At 60.8% G+C, this 18319-nt stretch carries 18 protein-coding genes; 5 read left to right on the top strand and 13 right to left on the bottom strand.

Going from position 1 to position 18319, the window contains the following annotated elements:
• Positions 1-258, top strand: a 258-nt coding sequence (locus EX00_RS31875; protein ID WP_210165820.1) for a hypothetical protein, incomplete at its 5' end; no start/stop codon positions are given.
• A 412-nt stretch (positions 259-670) separates the two neighbouring features.
• Positions 671-2620 carry a M23 family metallopeptidase gene (locus tag EX00_RS29215; RefSeq protein ID WP_047465796.1) on the top strand — a complete coding sequence of 650 codons (1950 nt, stop codon included), beginning with the start codon at positions 671-673 and terminating at the stop codon, positions 2618-2620.
• A 40-nt stretch (positions 2621-2660) separates the two neighbouring features.
• Here EX00_RS29215 and EX00_RS29220 read toward each other — a convergent pair whose 3' ends face one another.
• Positions 2661-3170 carry a P-loop nucleotide/nucleoside kinase family protein gene (locus EX00_RS29220; RefSeq protein ID WP_047465798.1) on the bottom strand — a complete coding sequence of 170 codons (510 nt, stop codon included), beginning with the start codon at positions 3168-3170 and terminating at the stop codon, positions 2661-2663.
• On the opposite strand from EX00_RS29220, the gene EX00_RS32180 reads away from it, so the two are divergent.
• Entirely contained in the window at positions 3169-3291 is a 123-nt protein-coding gene (locus EX00_RS32180; protein ID WP_267884800.1) for a hypothetical protein, read from the top strand. The genes EX00_RS29220 and EX00_RS32180 overlap by 2 nt on opposite strands.
• Positions 3292-3315: 24 nt before the next feature.
• Here the strand turns inward: EX00_RS32180 and clpB are convergent, their stop codons facing one another.
• From clpB to EX00_RS29250, 6 genes are all read right to left on the bottom strand, one after another.
• The gene (gene clpB, locus EX00_RS29225) at positions 3316-5916 is read right to left on the bottom strand and encodes an ATP-dependent chaperone ClpB (RefSeq protein WP_047465800.1); all 2601 of its coding nucleotides are present in this window, start codon (positions 5914-5916) and stop codon (positions 3316-3318) included.
• Between the two features lie 249 nt (positions 5917-6165).
• Positions 6166-6867: a DUF4167 domain-containing protein gene (locus EX00_RS29230; protein WP_047465801.1), complete on the bottom strand. Its 702-nt coding sequence runs from the start codon at positions 6865-6867 to the stop codon at positions 6166-6168.
• A 346-nt stretch (positions 6868-7213) separates the two neighbouring features.
• Entirely contained in the window at positions 7214-8089 is an 876-nt protein-coding gene (gene prmC, locus EX00_RS29235; RefSeq protein WP_047465804.1) for a peptide chain release factor N(5)-glutamine methyltransferase, read from the bottom strand.
• A complete protein-coding gene (gene prfA, locus EX00_RS29240; protein WP_047465807.1) occupies positions 8086-9165 on the bottom strand; it encodes a peptide chain release factor 1 in 1080 nt (359 codons plus the stop codon). The genes prmC and prfA overlap by 4 nt, the downstream gene beginning before the upstream one ends.
• 31 nt (positions 9166-9196) lie before the next feature.
• Positions 9197-11464: a phosphoenolpyruvate--protein phosphotransferase gene (gene ptsP, locus EX00_RS29245; RefSeq protein WP_047465810.1), complete on the bottom strand. Its 2268-nt coding sequence runs from the start codon at positions 11462-11464 to the stop codon at positions 9197-9199.
• A gap of 102 nt (positions 11465-11566) precedes the next feature.
• Complete coding sequence (locus EX00_RS29250) at positions 11567-12841, bottom strand: aspartate kinase (RefSeq protein WP_047465813.1); 1275 nt, start codon at positions 12839-12841, stop codon at positions 11567-11569.
• A 359-nt stretch (positions 12842-13200) separates the two neighbouring features.
• Here EX00_RS29250 and ubiG point away from each other — a divergent pair, with 359 nt between their 5' ends.
• Positions 13201-13944, top strand: coding sequence for a bifunctional 2-polyprenyl-6-hydroxyphenol methylase/3-demethylubiquinol 3-O-methyltransferase UbiG (gene ubiG, locus EX00_RS29255; protein WP_047465815.1), 744 nt, complete (start codon positions 13201-13203; stop codon positions 13942-13944).
• Positions 13945-13960: 16 nt separating this feature from the next.
• Here the strand turns inward: ubiG and EX00_RS29260 are convergent, their stop codons facing one another.
• From EX00_RS29260 to EX00_RS29275, 4 genes are read right to left on the bottom strand one after another with little or no spacing between them, the layout of a single operon-like run.
• Positions 13961-14389, bottom strand: a complete 429-nt coding sequence (locus tag EX00_RS29260; RefSeq protein WP_047465818.1) for a DUF1178 family protein — start codon at positions 14387-14389, stop codon at positions 13961-13963.
• A complete protein-coding gene (locus tag EX00_RS29265; protein WP_047465820.1) occupies positions 14386-15243 on the bottom strand; it encodes a carbon-nitrogen hydrolase family protein in 858 nt (285 codons plus the stop codon). Before EX00_RS29265 ends, EX00_RS29260 begins: the two co-directional genes overlap by 4 nt.
• A gap of 24 nt (positions 15244-15267) precedes the next feature.
• Positions 15268-15525, bottom strand: coding sequence for a glutaredoxin 3 (gene grxC / locus EX00_RS29270; protein ID WP_047465823.1), 258 nt, complete (start codon positions 15523-15525; stop codon positions 15268-15270).
• A 30-nt stretch (positions 15526-15555) separates the two neighbouring features.
• Positions 15556-16332, bottom strand: a complete 777-nt coding sequence (locus tag EX00_RS29275; RefSeq protein ID WP_047465825.1) for a ComF family protein — start codon at positions 16330-16332, stop codon at positions 15556-15558.
• Positions 16333-16445: 113 nt separating this feature from the next.
• On the opposite strand from EX00_RS29275, the gene EX00_RS29280 reads away from it, so the two are divergent.
• On the top strand, positions 16446-17330 hold the full coding sequence (locus EX00_RS29280; RefSeq protein WP_047465827.1) for a class I SAM-dependent methyltransferase: 885 nt from the start codon (positions 16446-16448) through the stop codon (positions 17328-17330).
• 42 nt (positions 17331-17372) lie between these two features.
• Here EX00_RS29280 and EX00_RS29285 read toward each other — a convergent pair whose 3' ends face one another.
• Together EX00_RS29285 and EX00_RS29290 are read right to left on the bottom strand one after the other, a co-directional pair.
• Complete coding sequence (locus EX00_RS29285) at positions 17373-17555, bottom strand: Flp family type IVb pilin (RefSeq protein ID WP_047465828.1); 183 nt, start codon at positions 17553-17555, stop codon at positions 17373-17375.
• A 79-nt stretch (positions 17556-17634) separates the two neighbouring features.
• Positions 17635-17949 carry a hypothetical protein gene (locus EX00_RS29290; RefSeq protein WP_047465829.1) on the bottom strand — a complete coding sequence of 105 codons (315 nt, stop codon included), beginning with the start codon at positions 17947-17949 and terminating at the stop codon, positions 17635-17637.
• Positions 17950-18319: the final 370 nt, after the last annotated feature.

Genomic DNA, 18319 nt, shown 5'->3' on the forward strand with positions numbered 1-18319 from the left:
CTTATGAGCCAAAGAAACAGAGTGTATTCTCTTGTTCAAAACGTGACCGTCGAAGTCTATTCAAAGGACAAGTATCGCTACCTGTCCCGCAAGCTCCGCCGCCCACGTTTCTCTTTCTTCTCATCTTCAATTGTCAAAGAACAGACCAGTAAAACCAGTCAAAACCTTTTCCCATCGACCCCAGGTAAACCCAGAACCTCCAATCAGCATCGCAGCCAATTCTTTAGGAAACACCAGAGCGAAAGACTTCGTCGCTAGCAGCGCCGCCGCCCTCGTTCAGTGAGTGGGCTTATAAACCCACCCCCAGAACCAAGTCAACACTGGATTTTTAAAAAAACCAGAAAAAGAACAAGTGATTGATTCTTATGATAGTTTTATGAAGCCTGCCGAAGCCGGCTCAGAATAGGCCCCAAAAACCCCGATAACACCATCAAACTGCGCTGGAGCGATGACATTACATGTAGGGGATCGCGTCGTATGACAATGAGCGGCCCTTGATCCCCACCCGGTCAACACCAGATAAGGCCGACCTTGTCATTGAAACCGGGGCTTCCAAAGCACCGGAACAGTCCACAGACCAGATGCGCCTCATTTGACTCGCCCGTCATAAATATGCACATCTTCGCCCCCAGCTACACGGCTCGCATGAAGGAACCGGATCTCGATTGGCATGATGACGGACAAGATGATGCTCCGATCGCTCGGAAACGAGCCGCCAATCCTGGCCGATGGCAGGCGGGCGCCGGACCGGCGCGAGGTTTCTCTCCGCTGGCTTTCGGGCACCTTCCTTACCGGCATCACCTCCAGCATATTGATGGGCGTCGCGCTGTTTGCAGCACTCGACGGACGCCAGCAACTCGCCATCCCTGCCGAAGCCTACGCGACATCGGACAGCGGAAATCACGATAGTACAGAGGATCAGGTCGTTCGCGGCGGGCGCCTCGTGTCGACCGCGATCGCGTCAAAGCCGTCCGACCGGAGCATCCTGGAGGTCTCGACCGTGGTGCGCGACGGTGACAAGGAAGTGGTGCGCCGCCAGCCCTTCGCGCATGTGAAGATCGCGCTTGCCACCAACCGCGTCGCCACCGAAAACTATCCGGCCTTCGATCCACTCGCGATCTTTTCCGCCGACGAGAACATTCCGCCGCCGGCCAATCGCACCGGCGCCATCTACGGTTCCGACGTCGAATCCGAAGTCAGCCTGAAGACCGTGCCCTTCCCGGCCAAGGATATGCCATTCCCGCTTGCCGGCTCGATGTCGCTTGACGAGGTCGAGGAGAATGTTCGTTCCAACGGCTCGGTGCTCACCGACGGCAATACCCAGCTTTCGGCACTCTATTATATCGATCCGCGCCGTTTTGCGACCGATGACACCGATGTCGACCTGACCGCCGGGCTTGCCGCCCGCATTGTCGAGGAAAACATGTCGGTCTCCGCCCCCGAGGCAGTCACGCCGCAGACACAGGAATTTGCCGACGACATCATCCCGGTCCGAGAAAACACGAAGATCGCAACGGCGCTCGTCAGTGCCGGCTATCTCAAGGCGGACGCGGATGACATCACGGCGAAGATCGTGCCGTTGTTCGGCGCTTCCAATCTTTCCGGCGGCGACGTGCTGCGCATCGGCATTCTGCAGAAGGGCGAGCAGGCAAGGATCATCCGCGCCAGCATCTATCGCGGTACCAAGCATATCCTGACCATCGCCGAGAACGACCATGGCGATTTCGTTGCCGGCAGCGAGCCGCCGATGCTCGATGCCATCGCCACCGCCTTCGACAATGACGCGCCCGTGGTTGCCGCCGGCCGCGACCTGCCGAGCGTCTATGACGGCATCTATCGCGCCGCCCTCTCCTACGGCATGTCCAGGGAAATGGTGGCGCAGGTCGTCAAGCTGCTCGCCAGCAACGTCGATTTCCAGGCGCAGTTGAAGCCCACGGATTCGCTGGAAGCCTTCTTCTCCGTCACCGACGCAAACGGCCAGGCGACGGCCGATTCAGAACTGCTCTACGTCAACGCCAAATTCGGCGACACGGTCACCCGCTTCTATCGCTTCGAGGATCCGGACGATCATTCGATCGACTACTTCGATGAAAGCGGCAAGAGCATCCGGCAGTTCCTGCTGCGCAATCCCGTGCCGACCGGTATATTCAAATCGGGCTTCGGCATGCGGCGCCATCCGATCCTCGGCTTCGCGCGCATGCATACCGGTGTCGACTGGGCAGCCCCTCGTGGCACGCCGATCATCTCCGCCGGCAACGGCATCGTCGAAAAGGCCGGCTGGGATTCCGGCGGCTTTGGCAATCAGACGTTGATCCGCCATGCCAATGGCTACGTCTCCTCCTACAACCATCAGAGCGCCATCGCCAAGGGCGTGGTTCCCGGCGCCAAGGTGGTACAGGGTCAAGTCATCGGCTTCATCGGATCGACGGGTCTCGCCACCGGGCCGCATCTGCATTACGAGCTGATCGTCAACGGCACCAAGGTCGATCCCCTACGCATCCGCCTTCCCGGCGGCAAGACGCTGGGCGGCGATGCGCTCGCAAAATTCCAGGACGAACGCAAGCGTATCGACACGCTTCTAAGCGACGAAAAGTCGAAGCAGGTTGCAAGCAAGGACTAGCGCAGGGCGCTCTTGAGTGACCAACCAACAACCATGGATTTCATTCCTGGTTGAGCGCCAGCCGGACGATCAGTTCGGCGATGAGGTCTTCCACGGATTTATGGGCGGTGTCGACAACGAGCGGGCGCGTGCCCCAGTCGTCATAATGCCGGTTGACGGTCTTGTCCCATGTCGGCTTTACCAGTCCTTCGACATCCGTCATGCGCGTTTCAACACGCCGGCGATGCTCGGCTTTATCCGAACAAATGACTTCCACTTCGACAGCACGCACGTCGACTCGCTTTGCGACCGACAGCCAGGCGTCACGCGTGATACGGATGGAATTGACCGAATCCGCGACGACCGTCTGTCCCAGCCTGAGATTGTCCCCGGCGACACCATAGGCAATCATATAACCGGCCGGGCCTTCATCCGCTTTCAGAACATCGGAATTTCGCAACGCCTGCTCGATCGTATCGACCCGGACATACATAGCCTTCAACTGTTTCGCCAAGGCCTGCGCAGTCGTGGTTTTACCGCTGCCCGGCAAGCCGCCGAAGATAATGAGCATGATGTCCCTCCCCGAGCGAATCTCCAACGCCGATGTCAGCTTTACCGAAGAGTCTCGCGGCGGCAAGGCGATTACGACACATGTCTCGGACGAAAAATGGCGGCCCGAGAGCCGCCATTGATAGAGTCACACAAAACCAAGCCGCTTACGCGGCTTCGCTGACCGCCCCACGCAGGCGGAACAGCAACCTGTCGGAACCACTGGTGACGAGCACGCGCGACCCATCCGGCAACTGGCCGGAGAGGATCTGCTCGGCGAGCGGATCCTGAACGTATTTCTGAATCACGCGCTTCAGCGGCCTTGCGCCGTAGACCGGATCGTAACCCTTGTTGGCGAGCCAGTTGCGAGCATCCTGGTCCAGTTCGAGCGCAATCTTGCGTTCGGACAAAAGCTTCAGCAGCCGCTCCAGCTGGATATCGACGATCGCCCCCATCTCTTCGCGCTTCAGGCGATGGAACAGGATGATTTCGTCGACGCGGTTCAGGAATTCCGGCCGGAAATGCGCCCGCACCACATCCATCACCTGCTCGCGCACCTCTTCGCTGTCTTCACCTTCCTTCAGCTGGGTCAGGTATTCGGCACCTAGGTTCGAGGTCATGATGATCATGGTGTTGCGGAAATCGACGGTGCGGCCCTGTCCGTCGGTCAAGCGCCCGTCGTCCAGAACCTGGAGCAGGACGTTGAAGACATCGGGGTGCGCCTTCTCGATCTCGTCGAACAGCACCACCTGATAGGGCCGGCGGCGAACGGCCTCCGTCAGCGCGCCGCCTTCCTCATAGCCGACATAGCCGGGAGGAGCGCCGATCAGCCGAGCAACGGAGTGCTTCTCCATATATTCCGACATGTCCATGCGTACCATGGCCGTATCATCATCGAAGAGGAAACGGGCAAGCGCCTTGGTGAGCTCCGTTTTGCCGACGCCGGTCGGGCCGAGGAAGATGAACGAGCCGATCGGCCGGTTCGGATCCTGCAGGCCGGCGCGCGAACGGCGAACGGCGCGCGACACCGCCTGGACGGCATCACCCTGACCGACAACCCACTTCGCCAGCTCGTCTTCCATCCGCAGCAGCTTGTCGCGCTCGCCTTCCAGCATCTTGTCGACGGGAATCCCGGTCCAGCGGGAAACGATATGGGCGATGTTGTCGGCGGTGACCACTTCCTGCACCATGGTGTCGCGACCGCCATCCTGCTCTTCGGCGGTCTGGAGATCCTTTTCCAGATCGGGGATCACGCCATAGGCAAGCTCGCCGGCGCGCTGGAACTCACCCTTGCGTTGGGCAATGGCCAATTCGTTGCGGGCCTCATCAAGCTTTTTCTTCAGGTCGGCGGCAAGACCCAGCTTCTGCTTTTCAGCCTGCCAGCGTGCGGTCAGCGCATCGGCCTCTTCTTCCAGCGAGGTCAGCTCGGTCTCCAGCCGCTTCAGCCGGTCGGCCGAGGCCTGGTCGGTTTCCTTCTTCAGCGCTTCGCGCTCGATCTTCAGCTGGATGATGCGACGATCGAGTTCGTCGAGTTCTTCCGGCTTCGAATCCACCTGCATGCGCAGACGCGCGGCGGCCTCGTCCATCAGGTCGATGGCCTTGTCCGGCAGAAAGCGGTCGGTGATGTAGCGGTTCGACAGGGTTGCGGCGGCCACCAGGGCGGCATCGGCGATGCGGACCTTGTGGTGCTGCTCGTATTTTTCCTTCAGGCCGCGCAGGATCGAGATCGTGTCCTCGACCGTCGGCTCCTCGACCATGACGGGCTGGAAGCGGCGGGCAAGCGCCGGGTCCTTCTCGACATGCTTGCGGTATTCGTCAAGCGTGGTCGCGCCGACGCAATGCAGCTCGCCACGGGCAAGCGCGGGCTTCAAAAGGTTGGACGCATCCATAGCGCCATCGGCCTTGCCGGCGCCAACAAGCGTGTGCATCTCGTCGATGAACAGGATGATCTCGCCGTTTTCCGACTGGACTTCGTTGAGCACAGCCTTCAGCCGCTCTTCGAACTCGCCGCGAAACTTCGCGCCGGCGATCAGGGCACCCATGTCGAGCGCCATCAGCTTCTTGTCCTTTAGCGATTCCGGTACATCGCCGTTGACGATCCGCAACGCCAGCCCCTCGACGATGGCCGTCTTGCCGACGCCCGGCTCGCCGATCAGCACGGGGTTGTTCTTCGTGCGGCGGGAGAGGACCTGGATGGTGCGACGGATTTCGTCGTCGCGACCGATCACGGGATCGAGCCTGCCTTCGCGGGCCTCGGCGGTGAGGTCGCGGGCATATTTCTTCAGGGAATCGAAGCCCTGTTCCGCATTGGCGGAATCAGCGGTACGGCCCTTGCGGATATCGTTGATGACCTGATTGAGCCCGGCTGGCGTCACGCCCGCTTTCTTCAGCGTTGCCGAAGTCGATGCGGAAGACTCGATCGCCAATGCCTGCAGCAGGCGCTCGACCGTGACGAAGCTGTCGCCGGCCTTCTTTGAAGCCTCTTCGGCAGTGGTGAAGACCTTGGCAAGTGGCTGCGAGAGATAGACCTGGCCATCGCCACCGGACACTTTCGGCAGCTTGGCAAGGGCGGCATCATTGGCGAGACGCGCAGCCTTGGCATCGCCGCCGGCACGCTCGATCAACGAAGACGCCATGCCCTGGTCGTCGTCCAGAAGCACCTTCAACACATGCTCGGGCGTGAATTGCTGATTTCCTTGCGACAAGGCATTGGTCTGCGCGGACTGTAAAAAGCCACGCACGCGCTCGGAGTATTTTTCAATATTCATTTGTAGACCTCCATGAATCGCTCTGCCCAGACTGGCACAGACCGATGTTTGAGATTGAGCCCCCTGAAAAGGCAGACCCCGCCCGCCGCCGATTGAGATTTGCGGCGAGGCAACAGGGGAGAATATGGGAGGGGATTTGAAAAGTTTAAAGGGCAGCAGAAACGAAAAAACCCCGGCGCATACCGGGGTTTTTTGCAGACATATGGCCGGATCGCCTCTACGGCGGCGACCTGCACATCTGAACCGTCCTTACTCCGTGCCAGCGTCCACCAGTGCGGGGGCCTCGCTCGGAGCACCTTCGCCTTCGCCCTGACCTTCAGCGTCGGCACTGCGGCGCGGCTGGCGGCGAGGACGATTGCCGGCATTGCGGCGGCGGGGCTGGCGTTCGCCGGCAGCGACGGGCGTTTCTTCCTCGATCGCAACTTCGGCCGGAATGCCTTCGATCACCGGCTGCGGGCCGGTGCCGTCGATAACCTCGGGCTCAGGCGCGGCAACCACGGCTGGAGCAGGAGCACGGACGCGCACCGGAGGCGGAGCCATCTGCGGCTGATCGTCCATGTCGTTGTCGTTCGCATCCATGTCATCCATGTCGCGGTCGGAATTGTCACGGTCATTGGGGTTTTGCTGTTCGTCGCGCTGAAAACGTTCCTGCATCTGCGCCTGAGCGCTGGCAATGATCCGATTGTAATGTTCAGCGTGCTGAAGATAGTTTTCCGCCATGACGCGGTCGCCGGAGCTGTGCGCATCGCGGGCGAGAGTCGAATACTTCTCGGCGATATGCTGCGCGGTTCCGCGGATTTTCACATCGGGACCGGAGCTGTCGTAAGTCCTGGTCAGCGGGTTCGAGCCCTTGCGGTTGAAATTGTTATTATTGTTGTTGTTGTTTCCGCCGCCGCCGCCGTTGTTGTTACCACGCCCCCGACCGCGCTTATTCTGCTGTCCTGGCCTCATAGATCCTTCACCTGAATTTTCTTAGTTGGGATGAAATTATACACGGCACCTGCCGCCGTGGCTGGAAACCTCCAAGCCAGGGCCTGCGTGCCGCAAGCAAACTGCGCCTTTAGCGCCGGTCTGCCGCTCGACTACGTCAGATTAACTGATCACGCATTGGGTTATCTTCAACCTTTGACACTCTTATCAGAGAGCGGATCCCCGAGGCTGTCCAAGACAGGCGAATCGTCTCGCCTATTCCCAGCCGCCCAACGCGTGAGCGCAACCTATATTGCTTCCTCAGGAAATCCAAGCCTTTTCTTTGCGATAACAACAAGGTCACACGGACCTGCTGCAAATTGTCGCGTTAATGGTGATATTGAAACACGAGCACCCGGTCGTTGTGTCCATAGTCCCGGGCCGCTTCGATAAGGAAAAATCCTGCTCCTTCAAAAACCGAAGTCACCGTCTTGCGCTGATCATAACCGATCTCCACGCCGACAACACCATCTCGGTGTAGAAACCGCGCCGCATCCTTTGCGATTGCTCTGTAGGCATCCAGCCCATCAAGGCCGCCATCGAGAGCTGCCGGAGGATCGAAATTCTTTACTTCTGGAGCGAGAGTGGAAATGACACTGGACTCAATATAGGGCGGATTTGAGACAATAACGTGAAATTGACCGTGGATGGCCTCAAACCAGCTTCCTTGTATGGTGTCAAACCGTGCGGCCAAACCATTGCGCACTGCATTCGTCCGCGCCGTCTCCAAAGCCTCGCCGGAAATATCGGAACCGATGCCCATCGCCTGCGGGCATTCATGGAGCAGTGCGAGACAGATAGCCCCGGTGCCTGTTCCCATATCCAATATATGGATCGTCTCGTGTTCCGTTGCAAGGCGTCGCGCGTGCGGCAGCAGCGTATCGACGAGGATCTCCGTGTCGGGACGTGGCTCCAGCGTCGCGCGCGATAGCGTCATGGGCAGGCCGTAAAACTCCCGCTCGCCGAGAATGCGATGCACCGGCTCGTGATTAAGCCGGCGTGAGATCCCCGCCCGCGCCGCCTCCACGCGATCCGGTGCCACCACCTCGGCGCCGCGCGAGACCAGCTCCGTCGATGACAAATGAAGAAGACCGCCGACAAGGATGCGGGCCTCGGTTGCGGGATCATCGAGATCGGCCTCGATGAAGCGGGCGCGCACCTCCTGGAACAGTCCAGCGACGGTTGCTCCCGGCCCGGCGCTCATGCCTGTTCGCCGAGCTGGGCGAGTTGGCTCGCCTGGTAATCCGCGCGAAGCGCATCGACCACTTCATCGATCTCGCCTTCCATCATCCGGTCGAGTTTGTAGAGCGTCAGGTTGATGCGATGGTCGGTGACGCGCCCCTGCGGGAAATTATAGGTGCGGATGCGCTCGGAGCGGTCGCCGGAGCCGACCTGGCTCTTGCGGTCGGCGGAGCGTTCGTTGTCGGCGCGCTGGCGCTCCATGTCGAACAGACGCGAACGCAGCACCTGCATCGCCTTGGCGCGGTTCTGATGCTGCGACTTTTCAGAGCTCGTCACCACGATCCCCGAAGGAAGATGGGTGATACGCACGGCCGAGTCCGTCGTATTGACATGCTGGCCGCCGGCGCCGGAGGAGCGCATGGTGTCGATGCGGATATCCTCGGCGCGAACTTCGATATCGATTTCCTCGGCTTCCGGCAAAACGGCGACGGTTGCCGCCGATGTGTGGATGCGCCCGCCCGCCTCGGTTGCCGGCACGCGTTGAACACGATGCACGCCGGACTCGAATTTCAGCCGCGAGAACACCCCCTTGCCGGTGATCGTCGCAATGACTTCCTTGTAGCCGCCGGCTTCGCCGTCGCTGGCCGAAAGGATTTCGACTTTCCAGCCGTTGTTCGCGGCGAAGCGCTCATACATGCGGAAGAGATCGCCGCCGAAAAGGGCGGCCTCGGAGCCGCCCGTACCGGCGCGAATTTCCAGGATCGCACTCTTCTCGTCGGCGGCATCCTTCGGCAGCAGCAGGATCTGGATGTCCTGCTCCAGCACCTCGATCCGCTCCTTGACCTCGGGCAATTCCATGTCGGCGAGATCGCGCATTTCGCGATCGACCGACTTGTCGGCAAGCATGGCTTCCAGATCCGAAGCCTCGGCGATCGCCTTCTCATAGTCGCGGATCTTGGCGACCACCGGTTGTAATTCGGAATATTCGGAAGCAAGCTTCACATAGACATCCGCCGCCGGACCGGCGGACATACGCGCTTCGATCTCGCCGAAACGGCGTTCCAATTCGCGCATTTTTTCAATGGGAAGGTTTGCCACCCCACACTCCAATTCTTCTTATTCGTTCTGTCTACAATGGAATATTGTGGCTCTCGGCGAAACCGGCAAGGATCTCTCGCATTGAGGCCGTCGGACGCTTGTCGTCCAGCGCCTCTTCCATGACCTTCGACAAGGCCTGCAGGTCGAGACCCAGTAGCATCGCCTTGACCGGACCGATGGAGGCCGGAGACATCGACACCGAGCGGAAGCCCAGCCCCAGAAGCGCCATCGCCGAAATCGTCTTGCCGGCGAGTTCGCCGCAGAGTGTCACCGGCGTCTTGTTGCGCTCGCCGGCGCGCACGATGTCGCGCAGGATGCGCAGGAATGGACGTCCGAGCGGATCGAAACGGTCCGCCACGCGCGCATTGCCACGATCGACCGCCATCGAGAACTGGAAAAGATCGTTGGAGCCGACCGAGACGAAATCGACCGCCGCCATCAGCTCGTCGAGCTGCCAGAGCAGCGCCGGCACTTCCAGCATGGCGCCGAACTGTAGCTTGCGCGGCAGACCATGGCCGAAGCGCGACAGATGCTGCACTTCCTTCTGCACGAGTTCGCGCACCGCTTCGATCTCGGAGACCTCCGTGACCATCGGCACCATCATCTTCAATTCGCTATCGGCCGCCGCTTTCAGCATGGCGCGCAACTGCGTACGGAGCAAGCCGGGCCGGTCGAGCGACAGGCGAATTGCGCGCCAGCCGAGCGCCGGGTTCTCTTCCTCATGGGCGCGGAAATAAGGCACGACCTTGTCGCCGCCGATATCGAGCGTCCTAAAAGTGACGATGCGCCCGCCCGCCTGCTTCAGCACGCTGCGATAGAAGGCTTCCTGCTCTTCCGCCTTCGGCATGGTCGAGGCGATCATGAATTGTAGTTCGGTGCGGAACAGGCCGATGCCTTCCGCGCCGGATTCGGCAAGCTGCGGCAGATCGACCAGCAGACCGGCATTCATCAACAGCGAAATGCGCTGCCCGTCCTTGGTGACCGGCTCGACCGAACGCAGGGCCCGGAACTGCTCCTGCCGGCGGGCGCGAAAACGCACCTTTTCTTCATAGGAACGCAGGTGATCGGCCATCGGCCGCAGATGCACATGGCCGCCATCGCCATCAATGATGACGGAATCACCGTTTTCGGCGAGAGCCACGACGCCCGCTGCCTGGCCGACGACCGGAATACCCATGGCGCGGGCGACGATGACGACGTGGCTGGTGACCGCGCCCTCTTCCAGCACCAGGCCGCGAATATTGGCACGGGGATAGTCGAGCAGCTCGGCGGCGCCCATGGCGCGCGCGAAGATCACCGCATCGCTCGGGAAGCCGTCGGCCGCCGTACGGCCGGAATAGCCGGTGAGCTGTCGGAGAAGCCGGTTGGCCAGATCCTCGAAATCATGCATGCGCTCGCGCAGGTAAGGATCGGTCAGGCGCATCATCCGCGCCTTGGTATCGCTCTGCACCTTTTCGACCGCGGCTTCCGCGGTCAGGCCGTTGCGGATCGCCTCTTCCAGCTTGCGCACCCAGCCCTGGTCGTGGGCGAACATGCGGTAGGTTTCCAGAACCTCGCGGTGCTCGCCCTCCATGGAAACGTCGCGGCGCGACAGCATGTCGTCGATGGAGATACGCAGCGAACCGAGCGCCTCCGCCAGCCGGCCGATTTCCTTGTCGGTATCCTCGTTCAGCAGATTGGTGACGACGATGCGCGGCTCGTGCAGCACGACATAGCCGAGACCGATGCCTTCGTTGTAGCTATCGCCGTCGATGGTGACCGAGCGGGTAAGATCGAGTTCGAGGCCCGGCTTTGTGATCTTCTTCAGCTCGCCGGTGGCGATCATCTCGGCCAGCACCATCGCCGTCGTCTCGAGCGCTTCCAGCTCTTCTTCGCGATAGTTGCGGCTCGCCTTGTTCTGCACGACGAGAACGCCGAGCGAGCGGCCCGTGCGCAGGATCGGCACGCCGAGGAAGGAGTGGTAGACCTCTTCACCGGTTTCCGGCAGGTAGCGGAAAGCGGGATGCGATTGCGCGTCGGAGAGATTGAGCGGCTGGGCGGAAGCGGCGATCGTGCCGACCAGGCCCTGGCCCATCTTCAGTTGCGAAAGGTGGACGGCTTCCTTGTTCAGACCTTCGGTGGCGTAGAGTTCGAGCACGCCGTCGGCGCGCAGCACGTAGACCGAGCAGACTTCGGCGACCATATTGCTGGCGATCTGGCGGACGATCCGGTCAAGACGCTCCTGCGGCTCCAGCGGCTCCGCCATCAATTCGCGCAGCCGCTTGAGCAGAACGCGTGGACCGCCGGATAGGTCTCTCATTGCGTCTCTAGCTCCCGAAATCAAGATATTGCCGCCAGTCTTGCCCATGTCAGGGCCGGCCGAAACTCACCTCCGTCACGGTCCGTCGTCAGCAGTTCTGAATCAACTCTTATCCAGACCGTAGCAGGAATGCAAAGTCCTGACTGCCAGTTCCGCATAAGGACCGTCGATCAGGATCGAAATCTTGATTTCCGACGTCGTAATAGCCTTGATGTTGATGCCTTTTTCGGCAAGTGCCTGGAAAGCGGTCGCGGCAACGCCAGCATGCGAGCGCATGCCGATGCCGATGACGGAAACCTTGACCAGACCTGATTCGTTTTGGACGACGTCGTAGCCGATCTTGTCCTTGTTCTCGCCGAGAACGCGCAGCGCCTTTTCGACATCGCCCGAGGGAACCGTGAAGGTCATGTCGGTCTTGGAACCGTCCTCGGAAATGTTCTGGACGATCATGTCGACGTTGATATGGCTTTCGGCCAGAGGCCCGAAGATCGCGGCGGAGACGCCCGGCCGGTCGGCAAGACGGCGCAGCGAGATCTGGGCTTCATCCTTGGCATAGGCAATGCCGGTGACTACTTCCTGTTCCACGATTTCTTCCTCGTCACAAATCAGCGTTCCGGGCGGGTTCAACAGATCGCCCATGCCCGGTGCATCGGGATCTTCAAATGAGGAACGCACGAAGGTGCGGACCTTAAAAACCATGGCCAGCTCGACGGAGCGCACCTGCAGCACCTTGGCACCGAGCGAGGCCATTTCGAGCATTTCTTCGAAGGCGATCTTCTTCAGACGCCGTGCCTTCGGCTCGATGCGCGGATCGGTCGTGTAGACGCCGTCGACATCGGTATAGATATCGCAGCGATCGGCCTTGACGGCGGCGGCGATCGCCACGGCAGAAGTATCCGAGCCGCCGCGACCGAGTGTCGAGAGGCGATTGTCCGGGCCAAGGCCCTGGAAGCCGGCGACGACAGCCACCTGGCCTTCTCCCATGCGGCGGATGATTTCCGTGCCTTCAATCTCGAGGATGCGCGCCGCGCCATGGGCGTTGTCGGTCCGGATCGGGATCTGCCAGCCCTGCCAGGAGCGCGCATTGATGCCCATCGCCTGCAGCGCGATCGCCAGGAGCCCGGAGGTCACCTGCTCGCCGGAAGCGACGATGGCGTCATATTCGCGCGCGTCATAGATGGAATGATTGGCGCCGGCGACCTTCGGCATGTTCTGCACCCAGCCGACCAGCTCGTTGGTCTTGCCGGACATGGCGGAAACGACGACCGCGACCTCATGGCCCGCGTCGACTTCACGTTTCACATGGCGTGCGACATTCTTGATACGGTCCAGATCCGCGACGGACGTTCCGCCGAATTTCATCACGATGCGTGCCATGTGCCTCTACCAGTACCAGCGCCGGGCGGCCGAAACGCGATGAGCCCGGCATGCTAAATAGCCTTCCGCTGCATGAGCCGGAAAAGCCTAATCTCAATGGGGGCGTCTCTTAGCGAGTTTGGCAGGCGGGTGCAATAGCATGGCGCGGCGTAATAGTTTTCTTTAATACTCCACTTTGATCCTCGACCAGAGCCTGTCGAGGATCGCGCCCTCCTTCCGACGATTTGCCGTGTTGACGAAAGTTGCGACAAGAAGACCATCCGTCATGACGACCTCAAAGTCGCCCGACCCTTGACATCGGCTTGCGATCGTCCGACTTCACATCTACCGAAGTGCCACCCAGACCAAGGAGCGGAACCATGAGCGAAGCGGCGAAAAGCACGATCGACCAGAGCGAAGTGGATCGCTTTTCCGCCATGGCGGCGGAATGGTGGAGCCCGACCGGCAAGTTCAAGCCGCTGCACAAGTTCAATCCGGTGCGGCTTGCCTATATCCGCGACCATGCCTGCGAGAATTTCGGCCGCGATCCGAAGAGCGCCCGGCCGCTGGAAGGCCTGCGTGTACTCGATATCGGCTGCGGCGGCGGATTGCTGTCGGAGCCGATGGCGCGCATGGGCGCCTCGGTCGTCGGTGCCGATCCTTCAGAAAAGAACATCGGCATCGCCTCGACCCATGCGAAAGCCTCCGGCGTTCCCGTCGACTATCGCGCCGTGACCGCCGAGCAACTGGCCGAAGCCGGCGAGACCTTCGATATCGTACTCAACATGGAAGTGGTCGAGCATGTCGCCGACGTCGAGTTCTTCATCACGACCTGCGCCAGGATGGTGCGCCCCGGCGGCCTGATGTACGTCGCCACCATCAACCGCACGATGAAGGCAGCGGCGCTCGCCATCTTCGCCGCCGAAAACGTCCTGCGCTGGCTGCCGCGCGGCACGCATCAATATGAAAAGCTCGTCCGTCCCGAAGAGATCGAAAAGCCGCTCGCCGCCGACGGCCTCGATATCATCGCCCGCACCGGCGTCTTCTACTCGCCGCTGCAGGACCGATGGAACCTGTCGAAGGACATGGATGTGAATTACATGCTGCTGGCGAAGCGGGGTTGAGGAAAGCCTCCTCGCATCAGTTGATATCGTCCGGCAAGACCGGAATTGCCGCGATCTCGATGCCTTCCTCGACCAGGGCTTGCGCCTCGTCGGGCGTCGCCTTGCCGATGATCCCGCGAGCGTCTGCCTCGCCATAGTGGATCTTGCGAGCCTCTTCCGGGAACTTCGCGCCGACATCCTCGGCGTTTGCCTTGATGCTGTCGACCGCCTCCTTGAGCTTGATCATCGCCTCCTTGCGGGCAGCGTCCATGGCAAGCGTCTGCAACTCATCCTTCTTGCGCGCGGTGGAAACCGACGGCGCCATCAGGAGTTTGGAGATCGCACCCGAATTGCAGACGGGGCAGGTCAGGAAACCGCTTGCGACCTGCCGGTCGAAATCGGCGCTTTCCGAAAACCAGCCCTCGAACTCATGGGCCTTATCACAGCTGAGCGAATAACGGATCAAGCAGCGACGCCTCCAGCCGCCGGCGTCGCGATCTTCTCCAGCGAGAACTCACGCGCATTCTTAAGATTGGGGATCTTGTCATGGGCGGATTTGACCGCCGCGACATCGATGTCGGCGACGAGGACCGCCTCGCCCGTACCGCCGGCCGACGCCAGCACCTTGCCCCATGGGTCGATGATCATCGAATGACCAAAGGTCTCGCGGCCATCCTCGTGAACGCCTGCCTGGGCGGCGGCAATGATGAACATGCCGTTCTCGATGGCCCGCGCCCGGAGCAAAATCTCCCAATGCGCCTCACCGGTCTGCCGGGTGAAGGCGGCCGGCACCGTCATCACCTCGGCACCGGCAACGGCCTGGGCGCGGAAGAGCTGCGGAAAGCGCACGTCGTAGCAGATAGAGAACCCAAGCTCAGCGAAAGGCAGCGACACGATGCGCGCCTCCGAGCCGGGCCGATAGACCGCGCTCTCGCGCCAGCTCTCGCCATTGTCGAGATCGACGTCGAACATGTGGATCTTGTCGTACCGGCTGATGAGCTTGCCGTCCGGCCCGAAGAGGAAGCCGCGATTGGCGATCTTGCCATCATCAAGCGGGATCGCCGTCGAGCCGACATGCACATGGATGCCGAGTTCCTTGGCGAGGTCCGACGCCGTCTTGACGATGATGTCATTGGCCTCGTCGCGCAGCACGGCGCGCAAACCCGGCCGGTCCTTCTGCACGGCGCCGGTCATTTCCGGCGTCTGCACATAGACGGCGCCCTGGGCCGCTGCCTCGCGAACCAGCCGCGCCATATCGGCGGCGTTCTTCACCGGATCGACACCGGAACACATCTGAATGGCGGCGGCTTTGAAGGTCATCATTGTCTCCGAGTGTAATCCGGTTCAGGCGGCCAGCAACGGGTCGAGCTTGCCGGCCCGATCGAGCGCATGGATATCGTCGCATCCGCCGACATGCTCGCCATTGATGAAAATCTGCGGGAAAGTCGAGTGGCCCTTGGCCTTCTCGATCATCTCCTGGCGCAGCTCGGGCGAATAGGTGGCGTTATGTTCGACATAGTCGACGCCCTTGGTTTCGAGCAGGGATTTTGCCCGGGCACAATAGCCGCAGAACTCGCGCGTATAGATGACAACGGATGCCATGACCCACTCCGGAAAATTACAGGTTATCTGTCATATAAGCTCGCCGACAGCCCTTGCAAAGGTCAAAACCGTCACATCCGAGGCACCGGCTTTTTTCAACGCCCGTGTTGCAGCCGCCACCGTCGCGCCAGTCGTATAAACGTCGTCGATCAGCACGACGCGACGGTCGAGAATATCGATGGCGCGGCCTTCGGGAATGGCGAAAGCGCCGCGCACATTGTCCTGCCGCGCCTTCGCGCCGAGACCGACCTGTTGGCTCGTTCGCTTGGTGCGCAGCAATGTCGCCGCCAGCAGCGGCTTGCCGGAGAGCCGGGCGAGATGCCGTGCCAGTTCCGCCGCCTGATTGTATTTGCGAGAAAAAAGCCGTGCCCGATGCAGCGGCACCGGAATGATCGCATCGCAGGCGGCAACCATGCCGTCGCTGGCCCGCAGCATCCAGCCCGCCATCATCGGCGCCAGATCGGTGCGGTCGCGATATTTCAAGCTAAGCACGAGATCGCGGACCACACCATCGTGAATAGCCGCCGAGCGCAGCCGGTCGAAGACGGGCGGATCGGCAATCGCTTCCGCGCTCAAGATCCCCGAACCGAGATCGTGGGTAAACGGGCTGCCCAACACTTCGCAATAGGGCCGCTCGACGAAGCGGACGCCCGACCAGCAGGTCGGGCAAAGGCTGCGATGCGCGCCCGTCGAGGCGCCGCAGCCGGGACAGGCGGGCGGATAGACGAGATCGGCGAGCGCCAGCCACGGTTTTGCCAAGCCGGCCCGCAATCTCGACAGCGTGATTTCGTCCCCGATGATGCCCATGCGCCCCACAATGCCTATATGATTGACACTAGCTTTTTCCCACGGGCTTTGCGAAGGGAAAACATGCGTGGCCGCAAGGCTGCGCCGATGAGATCAGATTGCAGGAAACCGCCATGGACATCGTGTTCGACCAATCGCTGCTCGCCACCCGCAGACATCGGGCGCTGAAACAGGGAGACACGAAAGCCGCCTTCCTGCTGGAGATCGCCGCCCGCGAATTGGCGGAACGGCTCTCCGTCATCGAGCGGCATTTCGATGAGGCGATCGAGCTGCATGGCGCGACCGGCATTGCGGCGCGTGAGGCGCTCGCAACCGGCAAGATCGGCCACATCAGGCGCATCGAGAGCGAGGCCGGCTTTGCCGCTCCCGGCGAGGAACTGATCAACGCGCCGCTGGAGGAACTGCCGCTGGCGGCTGAATCCGTTAACCTCGTGCTGTCGCCGCTCAGCCTGCACGTCACCAACGACACGCCCGGCGTCTTCATCCAGGTGCGCCGCGCGCTGAAGGCTGATGGCCTGTTCCTGGCCGCAATCCCCGGCCTGGGCACACTGCAGGAGCTGCGCGACGTGCTGCTTGCCACCGAGATCGAGCTTACCGGCGGTGCTAGCCCCCGCGTCATCCCCTTTGCGGAAGTCCGCGATGTCGGCGGCCTGCTGCAGCGCGCCGGCTTCACCCTGCCGGTGATCGATGCGGAGAACTACACGGTGCGCTACGACAATCTCTTTGCGCTGATGCGCGACCTGCGCGCCATGGGCATGACCAATCCGCTTGCCGACCGTAGCCGCAAGCCGCTGAGCCGCGCCTTCTTCCTGCGCGCGGCCGAGCTTTATGCCGAGCGCTATTCCGATCCCGATGGGAGAATAAGGGCGACTTTCACGATCATCTATGCATCCGGCTGGACGCCACATGAAAGCCAGCAGAAGCCGCTACAGCCGGGCTCAGCCAAGGCGCGGCTCGCCGATGCCCTGAAGGTCGAGGAGCATAAGCTCAAGCAATAGATGGATCGACGGAGCTGGATCTGACCGCCCGGACACGCGACATCAGTTCGTCGGCGTTGCCGGGCCGCTAAGCGTGGTGGAAACGGTGTTGAATATGTTTGTCAGGCTGCCGGCGAAAGCGCCGTAACCGCTGATGATCGCCACCGACATAAGAGCGGCGATCAAGCCATATTCGATGACCGTAGCACCGGTCTTGTCATTAAAAAAACGCCGAACGGAACGCATACGTTTCAAGCTCCTAGCATTTGAAAACGAGCGAATCCGGCGCGTTCATGCACCCGATAGGCTTAAACCTCTATAGTGGTCAGCAGCCGCCATCGGCGCCATAGCCTTGGACGATGCAGACCGAACCGGGCTCCTGCTGCAGCACGCTGCGGCGGATGGTATAATGCTTACCGTCTTCCGTCTGCCGAATGGAGCCAGTCGTCATGGTGTCGAGGTCGGGCGCGCTGGCAAGCACGTTGGACTTGGACTTGTCGGACAGCATTGGCGTCAGGATAAGCGACAGCGCGACCGCCGCTGTTCCAAACAGCAAAGCGATATTCAACGCGCCCGTCCTACGCGATGTGGAATAAGACTGCTCTTTTTCCTGAACAGCTTTCCAGAAATCGTCGTCCATGATGTCAAGCCTTCTTTAACGCAAACAACAACTGCTTGATCGCGATCATTGAATGCCAGAAGGTCATAAACGATCCCTTAATATCCACAGGCGAATTAATGAGACGTAAAATTTCGAGACAACTCTGATTCGGGCTATAGGATTGATATTAAATGGCTAATTTTCGTTAACCATGCTTGTCATGCGTCATCGCGAGGCGCGTTAAAGGTGCGCGCGGCAGGTCCAAAAGAGAGCCGGCGCAGCATCAAACGTCAACTCTCCCCAGCGGCAACACGCATAAGAGTAAATAAAATCAGAATACACCGATAAATTGATGTTGATCTTTGCTCGCCATGATGCAACGTATAGCGCAAATATTGTTATCATAAGT

Origin of the sequence: Martinezella rhizogenes (assembly GCF_000799715.1) — a bacterium.
Lineage (GTDB): Bacteria > Pseudomonadota > Alphaproteobacteria > Rhizobiales > Rhizobiaceae > Rhizobium > Rhizobium rhizogenes_C.